The 20,309-nt window shown below is 70.1% G+C and carries 20 protein-coding genes; 9 read left to right on the forward strand and 11 right to left on the reverse strand.

Annotated elements, in window-relative coordinates; translation table 11 throughout:
• Positions 1-13: 13 nt before the first annotated feature.
• Positions 14-1,447: a M1 family metallopeptidase gene (locus tag AB0M80_RS11875; RefSeq protein WP_364562488.1), complete on the forward strand. Its 1,434-nt coding sequence runs from the start codon at positions 14-16 to the stop codon at positions 1,445-1,447.
• Positions 1,448-1,516: 69 nt separating this feature from the next.
• Complete coding sequence (gene pcp, locus AB0M80_RS11880; RefSeq protein WP_364562491.1) at positions 1,517-2,158, forward strand: pyroglutamyl-peptidase I; 642 nt, start codon at positions 1,517-1,519, stop codon at positions 2,156-2,158.
• A 37-nt stretch (positions 2,159-2,195) separates the two neighbouring features.
• On the opposite strand, the gene AB0M80_RS11885 is transcribed toward pcp, so the two are convergent.
• Entirely contained in the window at positions 2,196-2,858 is a 663-nt protein-coding gene (locus AB0M80_RS11885) for a hypothetical protein (protein ID WP_364562493.1), read from the reverse strand.
• Between the two features lie 161 nt (positions 2,859-3,019).
• Between AB0M80_RS11885 and AB0M80_RS11890 the strand changes: the two genes are divergently transcribed.
• Genes AB0M80_RS11890 through AB0M80_RS11900 form a run of 3 tightly spaced genes read left to right on the forward strand, consistent with a single transcriptional unit; the run spans position 3,020 to position 4,941 of the window.
• Positions 3,020-3,400 carry a hypothetical protein gene (locus AB0M80_RS11890; protein WP_364562496.1) on the forward strand — a complete coding sequence of 127 codons (381 nt, stop codon included), beginning with the start codon at positions 3,020-3,022 and terminating at the stop codon, positions 3,398-3,400.
• 4 nt (positions 3,401-3,404) lie between these two features.
• A complete protein-coding gene (locus AB0M80_RS11895; RefSeq protein WP_364562499.1) occupies positions 3,405-4,466 on the forward strand; it encodes a hypothetical protein in 1,062 nt (353 codons plus the stop codon).
• Entirely contained in the window at positions 4,459-4,941 is a 483-nt protein-coding gene (locus tag AB0M80_RS11900) for a YbaB/EbfC family nucleoid-associated protein (protein WP_364562502.1), read from the forward strand. The genes AB0M80_RS11895 and AB0M80_RS11900 overlap by 8 nt, the downstream gene beginning before the upstream one ends.
• Positions 4,942-4,945: 4 nt before the next feature.
• On the opposite strand, the gene AB0M80_RS11905 is transcribed toward AB0M80_RS11900, so the two are convergent.
• Both AB0M80_RS11905 and AB0M80_RS11910 read right to left on the reverse strand, forming a co-directional pair.
• Complete coding sequence (locus AB0M80_RS11905) at positions 4,946-6,655, reverse strand: Hsp70 family protein (RefSeq protein ID WP_364562504.1); 1,710 nt, start codon at positions 6,653-6,655, stop codon at positions 4,946-4,948.
• A 178-nt stretch (positions 6,656-6,833) separates the two neighbouring features.
• Entirely contained in the window at positions 6,834-9,392 is a 2,559-nt protein-coding gene (locus AB0M80_RS11910; RefSeq protein WP_364562507.1) for an ATP-dependent Clp protease ATP-binding subunit, read from the reverse strand.
• 373 nt (positions 9,393-9,765) lie between these two features.
• Here AB0M80_RS11910 and AB0M80_RS11915 point away from each other — a divergent pair, with 373 nt between their 5' ends.
• Positions 9,766-10,590, forward strand: coding sequence for a (2Fe-2S)-binding protein (locus AB0M80_RS11915; protein ID WP_364562509.1), 825 nt, complete (start codon positions 9,766-9,768; stop codon positions 10,588-10,590).
• A 290-nt stretch (positions 10,591-10,880) separates the two neighbouring features.
• Here AB0M80_RS11915 and AB0M80_RS11920 read toward each other — a convergent pair whose 3' ends face one another.
• The gene (locus AB0M80_RS11920) at positions 10,881-11,450 is read right to left on the reverse strand and encodes a TIGR03086 family metal-binding protein (protein ID WP_364562512.1); all 570 of its coding nucleotides are present in this window, start codon (positions 11,448-11,450) and stop codon (positions 10,881-10,883) included.
• Positions 11,451-11,485: 35 nt separating this feature from the next.
• Between AB0M80_RS11920 and AB0M80_RS11925 the strand changes: the two genes are divergently transcribed.
• On the forward strand, positions 11,486-12,337 hold the full coding sequence (locus AB0M80_RS11925; protein WP_364562515.1) for a helix-turn-helix domain-containing protein: 852 nt from the start codon (positions 11,486-11,488) through the stop codon (positions 12,335-12,337).
• 128 nt (positions 12,338-12,465) lie between these two features.
• Here AB0M80_RS11925 and AB0M80_RS11930 read toward each other — a convergent pair whose 3' ends face one another.
• Positions 12,466-12,816, reverse strand: coding sequence for an Lsr2 family protein (locus AB0M80_RS11930; protein WP_360268327.1), 351 nt, complete (start codon positions 12,814-12,816; stop codon positions 12,466-12,468).
• A gap of 145 nt (positions 12,817-12,961) precedes the next feature.
• Positions 12,962-14,473, reverse strand: a complete 1,512-nt coding sequence (gene lysS / locus AB0M80_RS11935) for a lysine--tRNA ligase (RefSeq protein WP_364562518.1) — start codon at positions 14,471-14,473, stop codon at positions 12,962-12,964.
• Positions 14,474-14,550: 77 nt separating this feature from the next.
• On the opposite strand from lysS, the gene AB0M80_RS11940 reads away from it, so the two are divergent.
• Complete coding sequence (locus tag AB0M80_RS11940; RefSeq protein ID WP_364562521.1) at positions 14,551-15,357, forward strand: class I SAM-dependent methyltransferase; 807 nt, start codon at positions 14,551-14,553, stop codon at positions 15,355-15,357.
• Positions 15,354-15,758 (forward strand): DUF6640 family protein, encoded by a 405-nt coding sequence (locus AB0M80_RS11945; protein ID WP_364562523.1) that lies wholly within the window; start codon positions 15,354-15,356, stop codon positions 15,756-15,758. Before AB0M80_RS11940 ends, AB0M80_RS11945 begins: the two co-directional genes overlap by 4 nt.
• A 21-nt stretch (positions 15,759-15,779) precedes the next feature.
• Here AB0M80_RS11945 and AB0M80_RS11950 read toward each other — a convergent pair whose 3' ends face one another.
• The 5 genes from AB0M80_RS11950 to AB0M80_RS11970 all read right to left on the reverse strand — a co-directional run bounded on the left by AB0M80_RS11950 (position 15,780) and on the right by AB0M80_RS11970 (position 20,125).
• Complete coding sequence (locus AB0M80_RS11950; protein ID WP_364562526.1) at positions 15,780-16,559, reverse strand: type III pantothenate kinase; 780 nt, start codon at positions 16,557-16,559, stop codon at positions 15,780-15,782.
• Positions 16,560-16,564: 5 nt separating this feature from the next.
• Positions 16,565-17,062 carry an aspartate 1-decarboxylase gene (gene panD / locus AB0M80_RS11955; protein ID WP_364562529.1) on the reverse strand — a complete coding sequence of 166 codons (498 nt, stop codon included), beginning with the start codon at positions 17,060-17,062 and terminating at the stop codon, positions 16,565-16,567.
• A 9-nt stretch (positions 17,063-17,071) separates the two neighbouring features.
• Entirely contained in the window at positions 17,072-17,977 is a 906-nt protein-coding gene (gene panC, locus AB0M80_RS11960; RefSeq protein ID WP_364562532.1) for a pantoate--beta-alanine ligase, read from the reverse strand.
• Positions 17,974-18,879 (reverse strand): DUF2520 domain-containing protein, encoded by a 906-nt coding sequence (locus AB0M80_RS11965; RefSeq protein ID WP_364562534.1) that lies wholly within the window; start codon positions 18,877-18,879, stop codon positions 17,974-17,976. The genes panC and AB0M80_RS11965 overlap by 4 nt, the downstream gene beginning before the upstream one ends.
• Before the next feature lie 142 nt (positions 18,880-19,021).
• Entirely contained in the window at positions 19,022-20,125 is a 1,104-nt protein-coding gene (locus AB0M80_RS11970) for a PrsW family intramembrane metalloprotease (RefSeq protein ID WP_364563627.1), read from the reverse strand.
• Positions 20,126-20,309 lie beyond the last annotated feature (184 nt).

Here is a 20,309-nt window from a genome sequence, read left to right on the forward strand (position 1 = left end):
GACAGGAGCGTTCATGAGGGGACAGAAACCGGTCGTGGTGGCGGCCGCCGTGGTCGCCAGTCTCTGCCTCGGCACCGGGGTCGCCGCGGCCGGTGACGGCTGGGGGCCGGCGAAACCCGGCAGCGACGGCGCGGGCGACAGCTACTACCCGCAGGACGGCAACGGCGGCTACGACGTCGCCGACTACCACCTCAAGGTCGCCTACGACCCGGCGTCGCACCAGCTCACCGGCAACCAGGACATCTCCGCACGGGCGACGCAGTCGCTGAGTTCGTTCAACCTGGACCTGCGCGGCCTGACCGTCGACTCGGTGAAGGTCGACGGCCGCGACGCCGAGTTCACCCGCAGCGGGGACCACGAGCTGGCCATCACGCCGAGGCGGGCGCTGTGGCGGGGCCAGAACTTCAAGGTCAAGATCGCCTACCACGGCGTGCCCGCGCCGATCAGCGACCCGGCGCTCGGCAACAACGGCTGGCAGTACGCCAAGGCGGGCGGCGCGTTCGTCGCCGGTGAGCCCAAGTCGGCGACCACCTGGTACCCGGTCAACGACACCCCCCTCGACAAGGCCACGTTCCACCTCGCGATCACCGTGCCCGACGAGTGGGGCGTGATCGCCAACGGCCGTGAGCGCGGCTCGGTCAAGGCACCCGGCGGCACCACGCACGTGTGGGCCGAGGAAACGCCGATCGTGCCGTACATGACCACGGTCGCGATCGACAAGTGGACCTTCGACCGCCAGAAGCGCACGGACGGCACGCCGATCGTCAGCGCGTTCGCCCCGGGTGTCCCCGACTCGACCAAGCAGGCCGAGGCGCGGCTGCCGGAGATCCTCGACTTCCTCGAGTCGAAGTTCGGCAAGTACCCGATCGACGCGGCGGGCGGCATCTTCCTCAACGAGCAGATCGGCTTCTCGCTGGAGACGATGAGCCGGCCGATCTACTCCGCGGGCTGGGCCGGCACGGTGCCGACGATCGTGCACGAGAACGCCCACCAGTGGTACGGCGACTCGGTGGCGGTCGCGCACTGGCGGGACGTCTGCCTCAACGAGTGCTTCGCCTCCTACGCCACCTGGCTGTGGGACGAGGCCAAGGAAGGCGTCGACCTGAACAAGCGGTACGCCGGCAACGTCAAGAAGGCGTCGGCGACGTTCTGGAACGGCAAGCTCTACGACATGGGGGCCGGCAACGAGTTCACGTACGTGTACTCGAAGGGCCCGATGATGCTGCACGCGCTGCGCAATTACATCGGGCAGGCGGCGTTCGGCTTCGTGCTGAAGACGTGGCCGTCGCTGCACCGCGACGGGAACGCGAGCATGCAGGAGTTCCAGCGCTACACCGAACTCGTCGCGCACCGGAGCCTCAAGGGCTTCTTCGACGCGTGGGTGTACGGCGCCGGCAAGCCCGCCGACCAGTACCTCTTCCCGGGTGGGCTCAAGCCCGCCGCCTGACGGTCCGTGAAGGCCACTTTCAGGGACGTAAAGTCCGTGAAGGTGGCCTTCACGGCTTTCGGAGGAGATATGGCCAGGGTGCTGATGACGGGGTTCGTGCCGTTCGGCGGTGAGTCGGTCAACCCGTCGTGGCAGGCGGTTTCGCTGCTCGCCGCGCGCCGGGACGAGGTCGCCGCGGTGGAGCTGCCCTGCGAGTTCGCCGCGTCGCTGCCCGCGCTGCGGCGGGCTCTCGAAGAGCACCGGCCCGACCTGGTGGTGTGCGTCGGCCAGGCGGGTGGGCGGTCCGAGGTGACCCCGGAGCGCGTCGCGATCAACCTGATCGACGCCCGCATCCCGGACAACGCCGGCGCCCAGCCGGTCGATGCCCCGGTCGTCCCGGACGGCCCGGCGGCCTACTTCACGACGCTGCCGGTGAAGGCGTGCGTGGCGGCGATCCGCGCCGCGGGCGTGCCGGCGTCGGTCTCCCACACCGCCGGGACGTACGTGTGCAACCAGGTCTTCTACGGCCTGATGCACCTGCTGGCCACGGAATTCCCGGACGTGCGCGGCGGCTTCGTGCACGTTCCGTTCAGTCCCGAGCAGGTCGCGGGCCCGGGCAAACCCGCGCCCTCGTTGAGCGTGGACCGGATGGCCGGCGCGCTGGACGTCCTGGCGGACACGGCGTCGGCGGTCACCGAAGACCTGGCGGTCAGCGCGGGCGCGGAACATTGAGGAGCGACCGCGACGTCTGGGCGCGGTTGACCCGGGGCTAACCGCCGCGGCCGGTGAGCTCGACGAACGCCGCCGGGCCCGGGACGTTGTGGTGGACCGTCAGGTCCGCGACCCGATCACCGCTCCAGGCCGGGGTGAAGCTGACCACCAGCGTGCACCGCCGCCCCGGCGCGACGTCGTGGCCGACGCACCCGCTCGCGTCCACCGCGAAATCCGTGCTGTCCAGCTCGATCCCGCTGACCCGCAGCGCGCTCGCGCCGACACTGCGGACCGCCACCACGCAGGTCGTCGTCGTGTGCACGGAGGTCGTGCCGCAGGTGACCGACTCCGGGACGATCATCCGGGCCTCGGCCGCCGCTTCGGGCACACCGGGGAACGTCGCCGGGCGCCCGCGCACGAGGTCGAGCACGGTCACCCCGGTCACCGTCAGGATCAGCGCGCCCGTCGCCAGCAGCACGATCGCGATGGCCTTGATGCCGCGGGCGCTGCCGTCCTTGGCGGTGAACCCGCCGGCCGCCAGAACCGTGACCACGAGTGTCGAAATCAGCGTCGCGTCCGGACCGGCCCCGATCGCGGCCGGGACGAGGGTGCCCAGCAGCGATGCCCCGGCCGTGACCGCGAACCCGGTCCAGGAGAAGCGTTTCGCGTCGCGCAGCCGGCTCCGCACGGTCGGTGCGCGAGGTCCGGTGACGGTGCTCATGCAGGTAAGAGCGTCGAGCACTGCTCGCACGGACGACATTCGCCCGTTCGGCGGTATGGCGAGCCGGTCGTGATCTGAGGCACACCGTCCGCAAACGTCCCTGCCGGGTGATCGAACGGTGTTTACATGTCCGGAACGCGCAGCCGAAGAAGAGGTGAGTGATGATCGGATTCGAGACCGACCTGCAGGACCTGCGGGACTCGGCCGGAGCCCTCCAGGACGCGGCCGACGCCGCGGGAACCGCGTCGAGCGGCCTGCGCGGCACCGACGTCCCCGTCTCGGCCGGCGGCAGCGGTTTCCTCGGCGGGATTGCCGGGATGCTCCCCGTGGACAACGCTTTCGGCCGGTCGCTGGGCATGCCCGCCGTCGCGGCGGCTTACAACGACCACCTGGCGAAGATCCAGAAGCTGGTCGCGCAGCTGCACCAGACCACCGCGGACACCAGCCACGCGCTGATGCGAGTCGCCGAGCTGTACGAACAGGCCGATGAGGACTCGAAGCAGCGCGTCAACCGCGCGGCCGCGGGCCTGGAAGGGAACTGAAGGCGTGGACGGCTACTTCGACACCGGCCTCGACGCCGAACCGATGTCCAGCGGCGAGGATCGCCGCGCCGAGCTCCTCGAGGGCATCTCCGAAGACCTCAAGGACGGCGCGAACGACGCGCTGGACGCCATCGACGTGCTCAGGCAGACCGACTTCCTGCTGTTCGGCTTCGACGATTCCAACGAGAACGTCCGGAAGATGCAGGACGAGATCGCCGGGATCTACCGCGAATTCTCCGACGCCGACATCGACCACGAGTCGACCGAAGGCCTGCAGAGCCTGATCATGAAGCACGACGCCGTCTGGAAGCAGCTGCAGCGCGACTCGCGACCGAAGCTCGACGACGCCCGCCAGTTCCTCGACGTGTGGCGCGGCTCCGCGGCGAACGCCGTCAAGGCTTACCTGAACCAGCTGGCCGACGCCTTCACCGAGGTCGAAACCAAGATCACCGTGCTGGAGAGCGACCTCGTCGCGGCGCGTGAGGCCGTCGCGTCGGCCCGGCAGGACCTGAGCAACCTCGGCACGACGTTCTTGGAGACGGCGAAGAAGTTCAAGGAGGACCAGTCCCGCAAGCGCGAAGCCGCCATGTCGAAGGTGCTCGCGGCGACGTTCGCGGGCGCGGTCGCCGGCCTGCTCACCGTGGCCAGCGCCGGCGTCGCCGCCCCGGCGGGCGCGGCGATCTTCACCGCGGCCAACGGCGCGCTGGTGGCCGGGAACGCCGCCGGCGGCGCGATCAGCGCGATGGTCGCGAACCAGGCGGAAATCACCGGCGACAACGCGTTCGACCTGTACCAGAGCTTCGTCGACAGCGCGGGCAAGATCCGTGACGGCGCCGGCGAAGCGGCCCAGACGCTGGCGAACCGCATCGGCGACGAAGCCGTCGACCTGCCGAAGATCCCCGACTCGCCGGACGTCAGCCCGGGCTCGAGCTTCGACCCGAACAACTTCGAGACCGACCACACGTCGCGGCAGACCGAGAAGAACGTCCGCGACCGGGACGTCGACATCGCGCCCGACGGCCAGGTCTCGCACGATGACGGACACCTGGAGCGGCTGAATGGCTGATCGTCCGGCCAAACCGGACCGCGAGGCCCTGCTGGCCGAGCTCGACGCGCTGTCGGCGACGGCGACGTCCGCCGACGGCGCGGTTTCGCTTTCAGTCAACACCGACGGCGTGCTGACCCGGCTGCAGCTCACCGACGCCGTCTCGCGGATGTCGCCGTCCGAAATCGCGGACGCCGTCCTGCGCACCTACGTCGAAGCCCAGCGCGACTCGGCGAAGCGGACCGGGCAGCTGCTGGCCCCCCTGGGCACCGGCGGCTACCTGATGGACCGGCTGCGCTGGCGGGTGCAGTTCGAGCCGGCCCCGGTTCCGGTGGCCGCTCCGGCCGCTCCCGCCGCGCCGGGCCCGACCCCGGGCCAGGACGGCAAGGTGCTCAAGGACCGGTCCTCGGATGCCCCGGCCGCCGCGCCGGCTTCCGGGCCGGTCGCGGACGACGACTGGTACGACAAGGGCATGCGGTTCGACAAGGCCTGGTGAGCCGTCAGGACGGCTTGAGCTCGCGGGTGAAGAAGGCCACGAGGTCGGCGGTGCGGCGCGCGTCGAGCGAGGTGTAGAGCCCGGCCGCCCGGCGGTCGTCCGAGCCGAAGAGCACGATCCCGGAGAAGCCGCCGACCCCGGCGATGTACCGGCCGTGCAGCCCGCCGCCCTCCCAGGTGCCCTGCTCGATGTCGTGGGCGGCCCCCTGCAGCTTCGTGCTCGCCTCGACCTCTTCGAGGGTGACGCCCTGGTAGTAGCTGACGACATTGCCCTTGCCGAAGCCGCAGGTGACCGCCGCCTGGGCGTGCACCAGCTTGCCCACGTGGTCGGCGGCCTGACAGGTCGTACGGTCCGGGACGGTGCCGGCCAGGGAGCGCAGGCAGGGGGTCAACCCGGCCTGGTCACGCTGCGCCGTCGTCGTGCAATCCACTGTGGACTGAGCCGACTCGCTCTTGGTCGCGAAGAGGACGACGGTCACCGTGATCGCGACGACGACGAGCACCGCGATGCCGATGAGCAGTGCGGTGTTCTTCTTGCGTGGCTGCGGTTGTGGCTGCGGTTGCGGCGGCCGGACGGCCTGCTGCTGCCACGGTTGCGGCCGCGGCGGCGTCGCCGGCGGGCGGACGGGCGCGAACGCGGGCACGGTGAGGTCGGTGGTGGTGCCGAGCGGAACGTGGTGCAGGCCGAAGGCGACGGCCGTCTCGGGCTGGTCCTGCGTGGTCGGCACGACGCCGAGCTGCCGCCCGAGCAGGGTGGCCAGCAACGGCATCCGGCTCGGGCCGCCGACGAGGTAGATGCCGCCGAGCTGCGCGGGGCGGAGGCCGGCGCGGCCGATCGTCGCGGCGAGCAGCTCGGCGCTGCGCAGCAGGCTGGGCCGCACGAGCGCTTCGAGCTCGTCCCGGCTGACGAGGACGTCACCGAACGGCTCGGGCATCGGCACGTGGGTCTGCGCGTGCCGCGAGAGGCTTTCCTTGGCGTCGCGGACGTCCTGCAGCAGCGCCCGCCGGGTGCGGCGGTCGGCGGTGGTCTGCGGGCGCAGCAGGCGTTGCCACTGCGCCGGATCGGCGTGCGACACCGAGCGGCCGATGTGGACGAGCAGCGCCTGGTCGATGTCGAGGCTGCCGAGGTCGGGCAGGCCGTCCTCGGCGAGCACGGTGAAGCCCTGCTGCGTCACGCCGACGACGGCGCAGTCGAAGGTGCCGGCCCCGAGGTCGAAGACGCCGATGGGCCCGCTGGTCCGGCTCCCGAGGCTGGCGTAGTGAGCGGCGGCGGCCACCGGCTCGGGGATCAGCCGGACGTCGGCGAACCCGGCCTGCGCGGCGGCGGTCCGGAGGACTTCCTGCCGGGTGGCGCCCCAGCCGGCGGGGTGCGAGATCCGCGTCTGCGCGGGCGGACGGCCCAGCTGCCGCACGGCCTCCTCACCGATCCGGCGCAGAACGGCGGCGAAGGCGTCGACGATGGCGACTTCGGTTTCGCCGAGCCGCAGGGTGCCCTCGTCGATCCGGCGCTTGGGGTTCGGTTCGAACCGGCTGGGATCCAGCCGCGCCCGCCGTTCGGCATCCTGCCCGACGACGAGCAGGCCGTCATCGTCGACGTAGACGGCGGAGGACATGGTGACGGACCCATCGACCTCGATGGCCCGCGGCCCGCGCCCGAAGGCGGAGAGAACCCCGACGGTGCTGGAAGTCCCGAAGTCGATCGACAGCACGTCCAAAGCGGTTCCCTCCCAAGCCCGCGGGCATCGTCTCACGGGCGAGAGGTACCGCTTCGCTCAGGCGCAGGCGTCGGCGGAGCCGCTTTCCTCTCCGTCGTCTTGTCGCCGCCATGCGCCGCACGCGAGAAGGGCGGCTCCCCTTCCGGGGAACCGCCCTTCCTACGTGCTGCTCAGCCGATCACTCGCCTTCGGCTTCGCCGCCCTGCTCCTCGTGGCCGGCGCCGATGCTGACCGGCGGGGCGTCCGGGATCGAGGACGGCCGGCGCTCACCGCGGAAGGTGAACTTGGCCTGGTCGTCCTTGTCCTCCGGGTTGCCGCTCCAGCCCTCGACGTCGACCAGGATGATCTGGCCGGGCTCGACCTCGCCGAAGAGGATCTTCTCCGACAGCTGGTCCTCGATCTCGCGCTGGATCGTCCGGCGCAGCGGCCGGGCGCCGAGCACGGGGTCGAAGCCGCGCTTCGCGAGGAGGGACTTCGCCTTCTCGGTCAGCTCCAGCTCCATGTCCTTGGCCTTGAGCTGCGTCTCCACGCGGTTGATCATCAGGTCGACCATCATGATGATCTGTTCCTTGGTCAACTGGTGGAACACGATGATGTCATCGATCCGGTTCAGGAACTCCGGGCGGAAATGCTTCTTCATTTCCTCGTTGACCTTTTGCTTCATCTTCTCGTACCGGCTGCCGGTGTCGTTGCCCCCGGCGAAGCCGAGCGAGACGGACTTCGAGATGTCCGAGGTGCCCAGGTTGGACGTGAAGATGAGGACCGTGTTCTTGAAGTCGACCGTGCGGCCCTGGCCGTCGGTCAGGCGGCCGTCCTCCAGCACCTGCAGGAGCGTGTTGTAGATCTCCTGGTGTGCCTTCTCGATCTCGTCGAACAGGACCACCGAGAACGGCTTGCGCCGCACCTTCTCGGTCAGCTGGCCGCCCTCTTCGTAACCGACGTAGCCCGGAGGGGCACCGAAGAGCCGCGAAGCGGTGTAGCGGTCGTGGAACTCGCCCATGTCGATCTGGATGAGCGCGTCGTCCTCGCCGAACAGGAACGAAGCCAGCGCCTTGGACAGCTCGGTCTTACCGACACCGGACGGGCCGGCGAAGATGAACGAGCCCGACGGGCGCTTCGGGTCCTTCAGACCGGCACGCGTACGGCGGATCGCCTGCGAGACGGCCTTGACCGCGTCCTCCTGGCCGATGATGCGCTTGTGGAGTTCGTCCTCCATGCGCAGCAGCCGGGTGGTCTCCTCCTCGGTCAGCTTGAACACCGGGATGCCGGTCCAGTTGGCCAGCACCTCCGCGATCTGCTCGTCGTCGACCTCGGCGACGACGTCGAGGTCGCCGTCCTTCCACTGCTTCTCCCGCTCACCCTTCTGACCGAGGAGAGTCTTCTCCTCGTCACGCAGGCGGGCGGCCCGCTCGAAGTCCTGCGCGTCGATCGCGGACTCCTTGTCGCGGCGGACGTTCGCGATCTTCTCGTCGAACTCGCGCAGGTCCGGCGGCGCGGTCATCCGGCGGATGCGCATCCGGGCGCCGGCCTCGTCGATCAGGTCGATCGCCTTGTCCGGGAGGAACCGGTCGTTGATGTACCGGTCCGCCAGGGTCGCGGCGGCGACCAGCGCCGAGTCGGTGATCGAGACGCGGTGGTGCGCCTCGTACCGGTCACGCAGGCCCTTGAGGATCTCGATGGTATGCTCCAGCGACGGCTCGCCGACCTGGATCGGCTGGAACCGGCGCTCGAGAGCGGCGTCCTTCTCGATGTACTTGCGGTACTCCTCGAGCGTGGTCGCGCCGATCGTCTGCAGCTCACCGCGGGCGAGCATCGGCTTCAGGATCGAAGCCGCGTCGATCGCACCCTCGGCGGCACCCGCCCCGACCAGCGTGTGCAGCTCGTCGATGAACAGGATGATGTCGCCGCGGGTCTTGATCTCCTTGAGCACCTTCTTCAGGCGCTCTTCGAAGTCACCGCGGTAGCGGGAGCCGGCGACCAGCGAGCCCAGGTCCAGCGTGTAGAGCTGCTTGTCCTTGAGCGTCTCGGGCACCTCGCCCTTGACGATGCTCTGCGCGAGGCCCTCGACGACGGCGGTCTTGCCGACGCCGGGCTCGCCGATGAGCACCGGGTTGTTCTTGGTCCGGCGGGACAGCACCTGCATGACCCGCTCGATCTCCTTGCCGCGCCCGATGACCGGGTCGAGCTTGCCCTCGCGGGCGAGCACGGTCATGTTGCGGCCGAACTGGTCCAGCACGAGCGACGACGACGGGGTGCCCTCACCGCGGCCGGAACCGGTTTCGGTGGACTCCTTGCCGCCCTGGTAGCCCGAGAGCAGCTGCAGCACCTGCTGGCGGACCCGGTTGAGGTCCGCACCCAGCTTGACCAGGACCTGCGCGGCGACGCCCTCGCCCTCGCGGATCAGGCCGAGCAGGATGTGCTCGGTGCCGATGTAGTTGTGGCCGAGCTGCAGCGCTTCGCGCAGCGACAGCTCCAGCACCTTCTTGGCGCGCGGCGTGAACGGAATGTGCCCGCTCGGCGCCTGCTGGCCCTGGCCGATGATCTCCTCGACCTGCTGGCGCACGCCCTCCAGGGCGATGCCCAGCGACTCAAGCGCCTTGGCGGCGACACCCTCACCCTCGTGGATCAGACCCAGGAGGATGTGCTCGGTGCCGATGTAGTTGTGGTTGAGCATCCTGGCCTCTTCTTGAGCCAGGACGACCACCCGCCTCGCGCGGTCGGTGAACCTCTCAAACATGTGCACTCCCTCGACTGCTGCGCCGGCGGCCCGTTATCCATCGTGCTTTCACCGCGATGGATTCAGCACCGTGAGACCACTCTAGTAGCCAACTCGTCGCGCTGGCGTACCACTACGGCTGTTCGCGGTCTTTCTCGCACCCGGACGTGGAGTCTCCCGGGCACTTCCCATCTTCAGGTTGCCCTGCACCTTTACGTCAAGCCCAACGTGCGAGCGGCCACGAGGATTCCGCCATCCGCGCGGTGTCCGCTCACCGCGAACAGTCCGCAAGCTGAGAGTGCCGGCGAGGACGGCCACCCGATTGGCGCAGCAGCCTTCAGCATGTAAGGTTAGGCACGCCTAATCCCCTACGGCGCTTCGAGGAGGGCCGCGGTTGAACCAGCAGCGCTCCTTCCGTGACGCACGCGAGGTCGGAGACGGCCTCGCGTCTTCGTTGCGGCGGATCTCCGGCCTGCAGGAGCGCAGTGAGCTGCGCCGCGACGTCCCGGCGGGCTGGATCCGCTGCTCGGAGCTGCTGGAGACGCCGGCGTACTTCGACGAGTGGCGCGGCCTCCTCGGCGACTGGCTGCTGCGCGAGCACGACGCGACCCCGGCCCGCACGACGGCCAGCTGGGTGATGACGTGGTACCTGCACGTACCGGCGTACGTCGGCGCGCTGCTCCTGCACCACGAGCGGCGGGTGCCGTCGCTGAAGCCGTCGGAGCTGGCGTTCCGCCTGGCCGACGACCGCCCGCACCCCGACGGCATGGCGGTACTGGGTGACGCGTTCCACTGCCTCCCGACCGACCCCGGTTCGGCCCGTCCGGAGGCCACGGTGGTCCGCGACGAGCGAGCACTGGCGGCGGTCCTGAGGGCGCGCTACTTGGCCCACGCGGCCGAGTTCGTCCGGGCGTACGCACCGCTCAGCAGACTGGGCCGCCGCACGCTCTGGGCCACGGCGACGGACGCGCTGGAGAACTCGCTGTGGTGGGCGGGCCGCCAGGGCGGAACCCCCGAAGCGGAGGGCGCGGGCGTCGCGGACGCGGCCCTGGTCCTCGACTCGCAGTACCCACCCCTGACGTCGGCATCGACATTGCGCCTGGCAGAGGGCCCGGACGGCCACCGCGAGTGGACGCGGCGCCGCGAGAGCTGCTGCTTTGCGTACCTGCTGCCGGGCACGTCGGAGTGCGACGGCTGCCCCCGCACCTGCTCGCGGTAGCCGGAGCCCTGGTAGCGGCCCCACCCTTCACCGGCAGAGTCCGCGAACCGAGTCGCTCGCGCTGACGGCAGGGAGTGGGCAGTTGGTGCGAGACAGCACGCGCCGAGGCGTCCACCTCGCACTCCCGGCCACCAGGCCTCTGCCGGAGCCCTGGTGGCGGCCGGAAACATCCCCCACCCGCCCTGGGGGCGTCCCAAGTCCAGTCTATCGGCCGGCGGTGACCAAACCCGCAAATCGCCGCCTATCCACAGCGGTTGTCCACAACCCGTCCAAGCCTGTGGACAACCGCATCAAGGCTTCCACCCCGGGTCCCGTCCCGCCGCCCCCAACGCCCGCTCCAGCGGCGAGGCGTCGGCAGCCACCTCCACCGTGGGCCCGTACACCCCCATCGACCGCGCCTGGTCGCCCATTGCCACCGCCGACTCGTACACCGCCGTCGCCGCTTCGGGTGCGCAGTGGAGCTCCTGGCCGCTTGCCCGGGCCAGGTCCCAGCCGTGCAGGACGAACTCGCCCAGCACCATCGCGCCGACCACCGCCGATGGCAGCGGAGCCGTGCCCAGTGCCGTGGTGCCCGTCCACGCCGCTGGGGTCCCGAAGACGTCCACCAGCGTCTCCGTCTGCTTCTCCAGGGCCGCTCGCCAGTCCTCTGTCACCAGCGCCGCCTCGGCCTCGCCGCCGCCGGGTGCCGGCGGATCCTCGCGGCGTCCCGCGGCGATGAGCCACGGGCCCCAGTACAGAAGGTGGTTCAGCAGCCCGCGGACGTCGTACCCGGCGCACGGCGTGGGGGCGGTCAGGTCGGGGACCGCGTGGGCGATCCGGAGGAATTCGGCCGCGGCGGGGCGCAGCAGTTCGGCAGTCATGCCGGTGATCCAAACTCCCCGTCCACCGAGGCGTCTTGAACGAACGCGACAACTACCGTGGGCCCGTGACGCACCGGATCCCGCGCGGCATCGTGGCCGAAACCACGGCGTTCACGCTGACCAGGTACCCGCCGGCGCCGGAACTCGCCGAATTCGTCGAATACCACTGGGTCCTGCGCTGGGACCTGCGCGGCAAACCGCCGCACGAGCAGCGGGTGCTGCCGAACCTCGCGGTCAACGTCACGTTCTTCCCCGGCGCCTCCGGGGTCAACGGCCCGGCCCGCGACGTCTTTTCCCACCGCCTCGAGGGCCGCGTCCAGGGCCTCGGCGTGCGATTCCGGCCGGGCACCTTCCGCGCGTTCCTCGGCGCCCCGGTGCGTGACATCGCCGGGCGGGACGTCCCGCTCACGGACGTTTTCGGAGCGGCGGCGGCGGAGGTCGCGGAATCGGTGCGCACGGCCGACGACGACGCGCAAATGGTCCGTGCCGTCGACAACTTGCTGATCGCAAATCCCGTGACGCTGTCTCCCGCCGCGCGACAGGCCGCGGCGGCGGTGGAATCAATCGCGCGGGATCCCGGAATTACCCGGGTGGCGCAACTGTGCGCGGATACTGGACTAACCACCCGGTTCGTGCAGCGGATGTTCGCCGAACACGTCGGCTGCCCGCCCAAGTGGGCCATCCGGATATACCGGCTCAATGACGCAGCGCAGCGGCTCGTCACAGAAGGAGATCCCGATTACGCCGGTCTGGCGGTTCGACTGGGCTATAGCGACCAGTCGCACTTCATCCGTGATTTTCGGACGGTGACCGGCCAGTCGCCGGCCGAGTACGCCCGAACGGCACACGCGGCCGTCCAACGGGAACCGGACAGGGATCGGACATGAAGAAAGCCGCCGGGCGAAAATTCGCCCGGCGGCCACGCCGTAAACCCCCGCGTCGGCGAGATTTGCCACGCCCGGGATGCTGGTCAGCGACCCGCAGCCGGCACACCCGCCCGCAGCGTGAACAATGCTCAGTTCTTCTTGTGGTAGGCCTCGACGACCTCGGAGGGGATGCGGCCGCGGTCGGAAACCGCGTAACCGTTCTTACGCGCCCAAGACCGGATGGCCTGGTTCTGCTCACGGTCGACGGCGGCCGGCCGAGCCGGGCCCTTACCCGCGACCGGGCGAACCGAAGCGCGCTTGCGACCACCCGCACGACGCGCGTGCTCGACATACTGAGCTAGTGCGTCCCGCAGCTCCTCGGCGTTTTCCGAGGAGAGATCGATCTGGTAGCTGACTCCGTCCAAACCGAACTCGACGGTCTCTTCCGCCTCACTGCCGTCGAGGTCGTCGACCAGCGAGACGAGCACCTTCTGTGCCATCTGTTTCCTCCTGCGGGGCTTACTCAATGATCTGGTACGGGGCAAGCCCCGGGACAGAAGACTTTGTCTAGAACATTAGTACCCGCTTCGGGAGTGCAGCGCAAATCTCGTATCCATAACCGGCCGCTATCCTCACACGGCCGGGTTATTCAGGTCGTACCAGCGGGAAGAGGATCGTCTCCCGGATACCGAGGCCGGTCAGCGCCATGAGCAGCCGGTCGATACCCATTCCGACCCCGCCGCTCGGCGGCATTCCGTACTCCAGGGCACGGAGGAAATCCTCGTCCAGCCGCATGGCTTCGCTATCGCCCTGCGCGGCCAGCAGGGACTGTTCGGTGAGGCGTTCCCGTTCGACGACCGGATCGACCAGCTCGGAGTATCCGGTGGCGAGTTCGAATCCGCGCACGTAGAGGTCCCACTTCTCCGCCACGCCGGGCCGGGAGCGGTGCTGCCTCGTCAATGGCGAGGTCTCCAGCGGAAAATCACGGACAAACGTCGGGGCGTGCAGGTGATCGCCGACGAGGTGTTCCCACAGTTCCTCGACGAGCTTCCCGTGGCCGAGCTTCGGATCCACTTCGAGGCCCCTGGCCTGCGCGAATCCGAGCAGTTTGGCGGCCGGCGTCTCCGGGGTGACCTCTTCGCCGAGGGAATCGGACAACGACTCGTACATTCCGAGTGTGGTCCATTCGCCGGACAGGTCGTACTCCGAACCGTCGGGCAACGTGACGACCAGCGTGTCCAGCACCGACTGCGCGGCCTCCTGGATCAGCTGCCGCGTCATCACCGCGTTCGTGTCGTAAGTGGCGTACGCCTCGTAGTACTCGAGCATCGCGAACTCCGGCGAGTGCGAAGAGTCGCTGCCCTCGTTGCGGAAGTTGCGGTTGATCTCGAAAACCTTCTCGATGCCGCCGACGACGCAGCGCTTGAGGTAGAGCTCCGGCGCGATCCGCAGGAAGAGCTCCATGTCGAACGCGTTGGAACGGGTGACGAAGGGGCGGGCCGCGGCGCCACCGTGCAGCGCCTGCAGCATCGGCGTCTCGACCTCGGTGAACCCGCGGCGGTGGAACGACTCCCGCAGCGACCGGACCACGCCGGCCCGCGTGCGGACGACGTCCCGCGCGCGCGGGCGCATGATGAGGTCGACGTAGCGCTGGCGGATCCGCGTTTCCTCGGCCAGCTCCTTGTGGGCGTTGGGCAGCGGACGCAGCGCCTTCGACGTGATGCGCCAGGCGTCGGCCATCACCGAAAGCTCGCCCCGCTTGGACGTGATGACCTCGCCCTGCACGAACACGTGGTCGCCGAGGTCGACGTCGGACTTCCACGCCGCCAGCGCGTCTTCGCCGACCTTCGCCAGGCTGATCATCGCCTGCAGTTCGGTGCCGTCGCCCTCGCGGAGGCTCGCGAAGCACAGTTTGCCCGTATTGCGCAGGAACATCACCCGGCCGGTGACGCCGACCTGCACGCCCGTGGCGGTGTCGGCGGGCAGCCCCGAATGCGCCGCACGTACCTCGGCGAGCGAGTGCGTCCGAGGTACCTCGACCGGGTAAGGATCGATACCCTCCGCGAGGATCCGGTCGCGCTTCTCCCGGCGCACCCGCATCTGCTCGGGCAGTTCGTCTTCGGCGGGCTCGCTGGTGGAAGCGGGGTTTTCGGTCATGGCCCATAGGGTACGAACCCCGCTCCCCGCTACGCCAACCGGATTACCTTTCCTTTCCGTCGATTAACCTGGGTGGGGTGAGTGACCCCACACACGCCCGGCGGGCTTCGTCGTTCGGCGCCCGCGCGGCCGCATACGCCCAGCACCGGCCCGATTACCCGCGGGAAGCGATCGAGTGGGGTCTTTCCGGGACGAGCGGAACCCCGCGCCGGGTGCTCGATCTCGGCGCCGGAACCGGCAAACTCACCCTCGGCCTCACCGCGCTCGGGCTCGACGTCACCGCGGTCGAACCCGACCCGGAAATGCGCGCGGAACTCGAGCGGGCCGTCCCGTCGGCGAAGTCACTGGCGGGGCAGGCGGAACGGATCCCGTTGGCCGACGCCGCCGTCGACGCGGTTTTCGTCGGCCAGGCGTTCCATTGGTTCGACGTGCCGGACGCGATGACGGAGATCGGCCGCGTGCTGCGCCCGGGCGGTGTCTGCGTGCCGATGTGGAACTACGAAGACGAATCGGTGCCGTGGGTCGCCGAGTTCACCACACTGGGCCGCGACGGCGCCCGTCGTCCGGCGAGCGTCGAAAATATGCGCGAGGTGACGCACCCGGCGTTCGAGCCGTTCGAAAGCGACCGGTTTCGCCACACGCAACGGCGTACGGCGGAGAGCCTGCTGGAAACGATCGCGACGTATTCACTCGTCATCGTCTCGGCGCCGGAGGAGTCGGCGGCGCTGCTGGCCCGGCTCCGGCAGTTCCTGTCCTCGAATCCGGCGACGGCGAACGGCGAGTTCGATCTGCCGTTGATCACCACGGTCCTGCGCGCGCGACGGCGTCGCGGCAATTTCGCCCTTGACCTCGATCAAAGTGGAGGTTCGACACTGGGGTCATGAGCAGGAAACCTCTGGGGCGAGCGCTGATCTCGCTGACTTCGCTCGTGACGGCGGTGGGCCCGTACCGCGCCGACTGGAACGAGACCCACGTGTACAACCCGGCTTGGCCACCGCACGCGAAGTTCCACAACGGGCAGACGATGAGCTTGGGGCTCGCACTGGGGGTCACCAGCCTCTGGCAGCTGTGGCGGGCGCCGTCGGCTCGCGCCGGCCTCGACGCCGGGGCGGTGCTGGCGTCCCTGTACTGGGCGACGCAGATTTCGGCGCTGGCCTACCCGGGGGCCAAGGCGGTGGACCCGCCGGGAACCGCACGGTTCCCGCAGGCGAAGATCGCTTTCCCGGCTTTGGCGGTCACGGCGCTGGGGTACGTGCTGGAGCGCCGCCGCCTGGCCCGCGGCTGACCCGGCGCAGCCCCCGAACGGTCACGGGCGGATGTTGCGCTCGTACACCAGCCGCAGGCCGAGCAGAGTCAGCTCCGGTACGTGGTCGGTGATCGTCTCCGACTCGCCGAGCACCAGCGGCGCCAGGCCGCCCGTCGCCAGCACCGCCACCGGTTGCGTCGCGCCCGGGGAAAGCTCGCGGACGATCCGGCGCACCAGCCCGTCCACCTGGCCCGCGAAGCCGTACAGGATCCCGGACTGCAGGCACTCCACCGTGTTCTTGCCGATCACCGACCGCGGCGGCACCAGTTCGACCTTCCGCAGCGCCGCCGCGCGCAACGCCAAGGCGTCCACCGAAATCTCGATACCCGGGGCGAACGCACCGCCCAGGAACTCGCCACGGGCCGAGATCGCGTCGACGTTCGTCGACGTGCCGAAGTCGACCACCACGCACGCCGTGCCGCGGTGGAGGTGGTGCGCGGCCAGGGTGTTCGCCAGCCGGTCCGCGCCCACCTCCTTCGGGTTGTCCACCAGCAGCGCCACGCCGGTGCGCACCCCCGGCTCGACCACGATCTTCGGGACCCGCGCGTAGTACCGGCCGAGCATCACCCGCAGCTCGCGCAGCACCGCCGGCACCGTCGACAACGCACTGATCCCGGACACGGCGTCCGCGTGCGGGCCGAGCAATCCGCGGACCGTCAACGCCAGTTCGTCGGCCGTGATGCGCGCGTCCGTCCGCATCCGCCAGTCGCCGACCAACGAGTCACCGGACCACAACCCCAGGACGATGTTCGTGTTGCCGACGTCGACGGTGAGCAGCAAGCGGGTCAGCTTTCCGCGTGCAGCAGCGCGTCGAGCCGGCGGGCGTCCGCCGTTTCGGCGACCGGGAAGACGGCTGTCTCCTCGTCCGGCGGCAGCGTCACCGTGCCGCTGAGCAACCCGGAACCCTCCGGCGCGTGGCCGGGGTCGGTGTGCCGGTGGACGATCCGGTTGTCCGCGTCGACGAACACCACGCGTGGTTCGTACGTCGCCGCTTCGGCGTCGTCCATCTGGCCGTACGAGATGAGGATGACCAGGTCACCCGGGTGCACCAGGTGCGCCGCGGCGCCGTTGATGCCGAGCACCCCGCTGCCGCGCTCACCCTTGATGACGTAGGTCTCCAGCCGCGCCCCGTTGGTGACGTCCACAATGGACACCTGTTCCCCCGGCAGCAGGTCCGCGGCCTCCATCAGGTCCTCGTCGACCGTCACCGAGCCGACGTAGTGCAGGTCGGCCTGCGTCACGGTGACCCGGTGGATCTTCGACTTGAGCATCGTGCGGTACATCGTGCACTCCTATTCCCCTGCGTCCAGCCGCTCCGGGTGCTCCACGGCGGCGCCGAGCAGCACCGGAACGTTGTCGATCAGCCGGGTGCTCCCCACCCGCGCGGCGATCAACAGTCGTGCCTCACCGTCGACGGGCGCGGGCCCGAGGTCGGTTCCCCTCAACTCCAGGTAATCCACCTCGACCGCGGGTCGCGCGGCGAGGGTCTTCCACGCGGTCTCGAGGACCGCGCCGGCACCGTCCCGGCCGACGAACGCCCCCGCGGTGAGAGCAGCCGACAGGACGATGGCGTCTTCACGCTGTTCAGGCGTCAGGTAGACGTTGCGCGACGACAGCGCGAGCCCGTCACGCTCCCGCACGGTCGGCACGCCGATGACGCGCGTGTCGATGTTCAGGTCCCGCACCATCCGCTTGATCAGCACCAGCTGCTGGTAGTCCTTTTCGCCGAAGAAGGCGTAGTCCGGACGGAGCAGGTTGAACAGCTTCGCCACGACGGTGAGCACGCCGGCGAAGTGGCCGGGCCGGGCGGCGCCTTCCAGTTCGTCGCCGAGCGGGCCCGGGTGCACGGTCACCACGGCACCCTCGGCGTACAGGGCGTCCGCAGCGGGCGTGAACGCGATTTCGACGCCGTCCTCGGTCAGGACGGCCAGATCGGCGTCCAGCGGGCGCGGGTAGGCCTCGAAGTCCTCGCCCGCGCCGAACTGCAGCGGGTTCACGAAGATCGAGGTGGCCACGACGGTGTTCGGCAGCCGCTTCGCGCGGCGGATCAGCTCGCGGTGCCCGGCGTGCAGCGCGCCCATGGTCGGCACGAGCGCCAGCTTGCGGCCGACGCCGTGCAACGCCCGGCTGACCTGGCTCGCGTGCTCGGGCGACGCGAACGTGTTCAGGGTGCCGCGGCTGAATTTCGGTGTGGTCACTGGTCTTGGTGCCCTTCGGCGGGATCGTCGAGGAGTTCGGTGAGGTCTTTGGCGGCCGCGGTGTCCAGCAGCCCGGCAGCCGTCGAACGCGCCACCGTGCGCCTGGCCAGCGCGCGGTAGGCCGGCGCCACGTCCGGCGCCCGGTCCGCCAGCACCTCGAGGTGCTGGCGGACGGTGCCGAGATCGCCGCGCGCGACCGGGCCGGTGAGGGCGCGATCGCCGTGTCGCAGCACATTATCCAATGCCGCCGACAGCAGTGGTGCGACCAGGCGTTCGGATTGCTCGATTCCGGCTTGGCGCAACAGGTCCGCGCAGTCGGCGACCAGCGTCATCAGGTGGTTTGCGCCGTGGGCCAACGCAGCGTGGTAGAGCGCTCGCGCGGAGTCGGGGATCCGCACCGGCTCGGCACCCATCTCGACGGCCAGCGCTTCGCCGACGTGCCACGCCGCCTCGTCGTCCTCGGCCGCCGTGACGCCGATGCTGCACGCGGCCAGCCGCTCGAGGTCCTCCGCGCGGCCGGTGAACGTCATCACCGGGTGCAGGGCGAGCGGCAGAGCTCCGGCCTCGGCCGCGGGCGCCAGCACGTCGATGCCGTGCGCGCCCGAGGTGTGCACGACGATCTGCCCGGGCCGCAGCGACTCGGTGGCGACGAGCCCGCGGACCATCCCGGCCAGCGCGTCGTCGGGGAGGGCGAGCAGCACCAGGTCCGCCCGGCGGACGGTTTCGTCGGGCGGCAGGAGTGGCACGTCCGGCAGGAGGCGTTCGGCTCGGGCCAGCGACGAAGCGGACAGGCCGGACGCGGCGACCACCGTGTGCCCCGCCCGGGCCAGCGCGGCGCCGAGCACGCTGCCCACCCGGCCGGCGGAAACGACGCCGACCGCGAGGCGGGCGGGCCGCATCATGGCGTGCGCCTGTGGACGCTCATGGTGGCAGGCTCCCTCTGCTCTCGTTCCAGTCCCGCTCCGGGTACCGGACGACGGCGCGAGACTAACTCGGACGAGCGGGCGCCGTTGAGGCCGGGTGACCAGCTTCACCCGGACCGGTTCACCCGCGGGCGGCCTCGTCGGCGAGGCGCGTCGCCTCCGCGCGGGCGGCCTTCAACGTGCGCAGCAGCTCCTGCTGGCGCTGCTTGTCGGTCTCGCTGCGGAGCTGGTGCCGGTCCAGGAACGCGAGCTCCGTCACGCTCGCCTGGTACACCGCGACGGCGCGGGCCGCGCGTTTCCCGGACTGGCGTTTCGCCTGACGGCGCCAGGCGCGGCGGCCGGGCAGGCTGGCCAGCAGGTCGATCTCCGACGGCGCGATCCAGCGCGCCGCGGCCATGTGCGGCAGCGCGGCGGCGATGATCCGCTGCTCCCGCTTGCGCTGCAGGATCACCAGGTAGACCACGCCGAGGAACAGCGGCAGCATGATCAGGAAGTAGACGGTGAGGAACTTCGACCCGCCGAGCAGCGCGGCGCTGTTCCACAGCGCGTGCAGGCAGACCGCGGCGAGGTAGCCGGCGATCGGCGCGACGACCCTCAGCGCCTTGGTGGTCGTCCGCGCCGCGATGCCGATCCCGATGCCGGTGAGCACCGCGAACAGCGGGTGCGTGAACGGCGCGAGCACGCCACGCAGGAAGAACGCCGTGATGACGCCCTGGCTGTGCCCGTCACCGAAGCCGTAGTCGGCGAAGGCGCGCCCGAAGTAGTAGATGTTCTCGGTGAAGGCGAACCCGGCGGCGCTGAAGCCGGCGTAGACGACGCCGTCCACGACGCCGTCGAACTCGCTGGAGCGCCGCCAGAGGATGAGCACGACGAAGAGCGCCTTCGCGGCCTCCTCGACGACGGGGGCCGAAACGAGCGCGGCGAGCGTGTTGCCGCTGCCGCTGCCGAGCAGCTCGTCCCCGACGGCCTCGGCGGTGGTGTTGATGAGCAGCGCGGTGACCGTCGCGATGCAGGCGCCCCAGGCGAAGGCGAGGAGGAGGAACTTCGCGGGCTCAGGCTCCCACCGGTCGACCCAGAGGAACCCCGCGACCACCCCGGCGACCGGCACGAGCGCGGCCAGCACCCCGATGGTGACGGCGAGGGGGCCGACGCGCGCGGTGACGAGCCCGAACAGGAACAGGCCGCACAGGGCCACCACGATCAGCCCGAGCACCGGCAGCAGCACGGTGATCCGGCGAGGCCGCCGTCCGCGATCCAGTCCCGTCGCGGGCGAGAGGGTTCCGCTCACAGCGGGTCACCCTACGCAGCGCGCGGGCGGACCGGAATGCCGCCTCAGCTCTATCCAGCGAGCCGCTCGCCGCACAGCTGTGAATGCCACCTTGCGGGACTTAGCGGCCTCAAGGTGGCAT

The organism is Amycolatopsis sp. NPDC051045, from assembly GCF_040682955.1.
In the GTDB taxonomy this organism is placed as follows: domain Bacteria; phylum Actinomycetota; class Actinomycetes; order Mycobacteriales; family Pseudonocardiaceae; genus Amycolatopsis.

Coding starts and splice junctions, on each gene's coding strand:
- AB0M80_RS11875 (WP_364562488.1), top strand. CDS start 14: ATGAGGGGACAGAAACCGGTCGTGGTGGCGGCCGCCGTGGTCGCCAGT.
- AB0M80_RS11965 (WP_364562534.1), bottom strand. CDS start 18,879: ATGATGCGGCCCGCCCGCCTCGCGGTCGGCGTCGTTTCCGCCGGCCGG.
- panD (WP_364562529.1), bottom strand. CDS start 17,062: ATGTACCGCACGATGCTCAAGTCGAAGATCCACCGGGTCACCGTGACG.
- pcp (WP_364562491.1), top strand. CDS start 1,517: ATGGCCAGGGTGCTGATGACGGGGTTCGTGCCGTTCGGCGGTGAGTCG.
- AB0M80_RS11890 (WP_364562496.1), top strand. CDS start 3,020: ATGATCGGATTCGAGACCGACCTGCAGGACCTGCGGGACTCGGCCGGA.
- AB0M80_RS11945 (WP_364562523.1), top strand. CDS start 15,354: ATGAGCAGGAAACCTCTGGGGCGAGCGCTGATCTCGCTGACTTCGCTC.
- AB0M80_RS11900 (WP_364562502.1), top strand. CDS start 4,459: ATGGCTGATCGTCCGGCCAAACCGGACCGCGAGGCCCTGCTGGCCGAG.
- lysS (WP_364562518.1), bottom strand. CDS start 14,473: ATGACCGAAAACCCCGCTTCCACCAGCGAGCCCGCCGAAGACGAACTG.
- AB0M80_RS11885 (WP_364562493.1), bottom strand. CDS start 2,858: ATGAGCACCGTCACCGGACCTCGCGCACCGACCGTGCGGAGCCGGCTG.
- AB0M80_RS11910 (WP_364562507.1), bottom strand. CDS start 9,392: ATGTTTGAGAGGTTCACCGACCGCGCGAGGCGGGTGGTCGTCCTGGCT.
- AB0M80_RS11920 (WP_364562512.1), bottom strand. CDS start 11,450: ATGACTGCCGAACTGCTGCGCCCCGCCGCGGCCGAATTCCTCCGGATC.
- AB0M80_RS11930 (WP_360268327.1), bottom strand. CDS start 12,816: ATGGCACAGAAGGTGCTCGTCTCGCTGGTCGACGACCTCGACGGCAGT.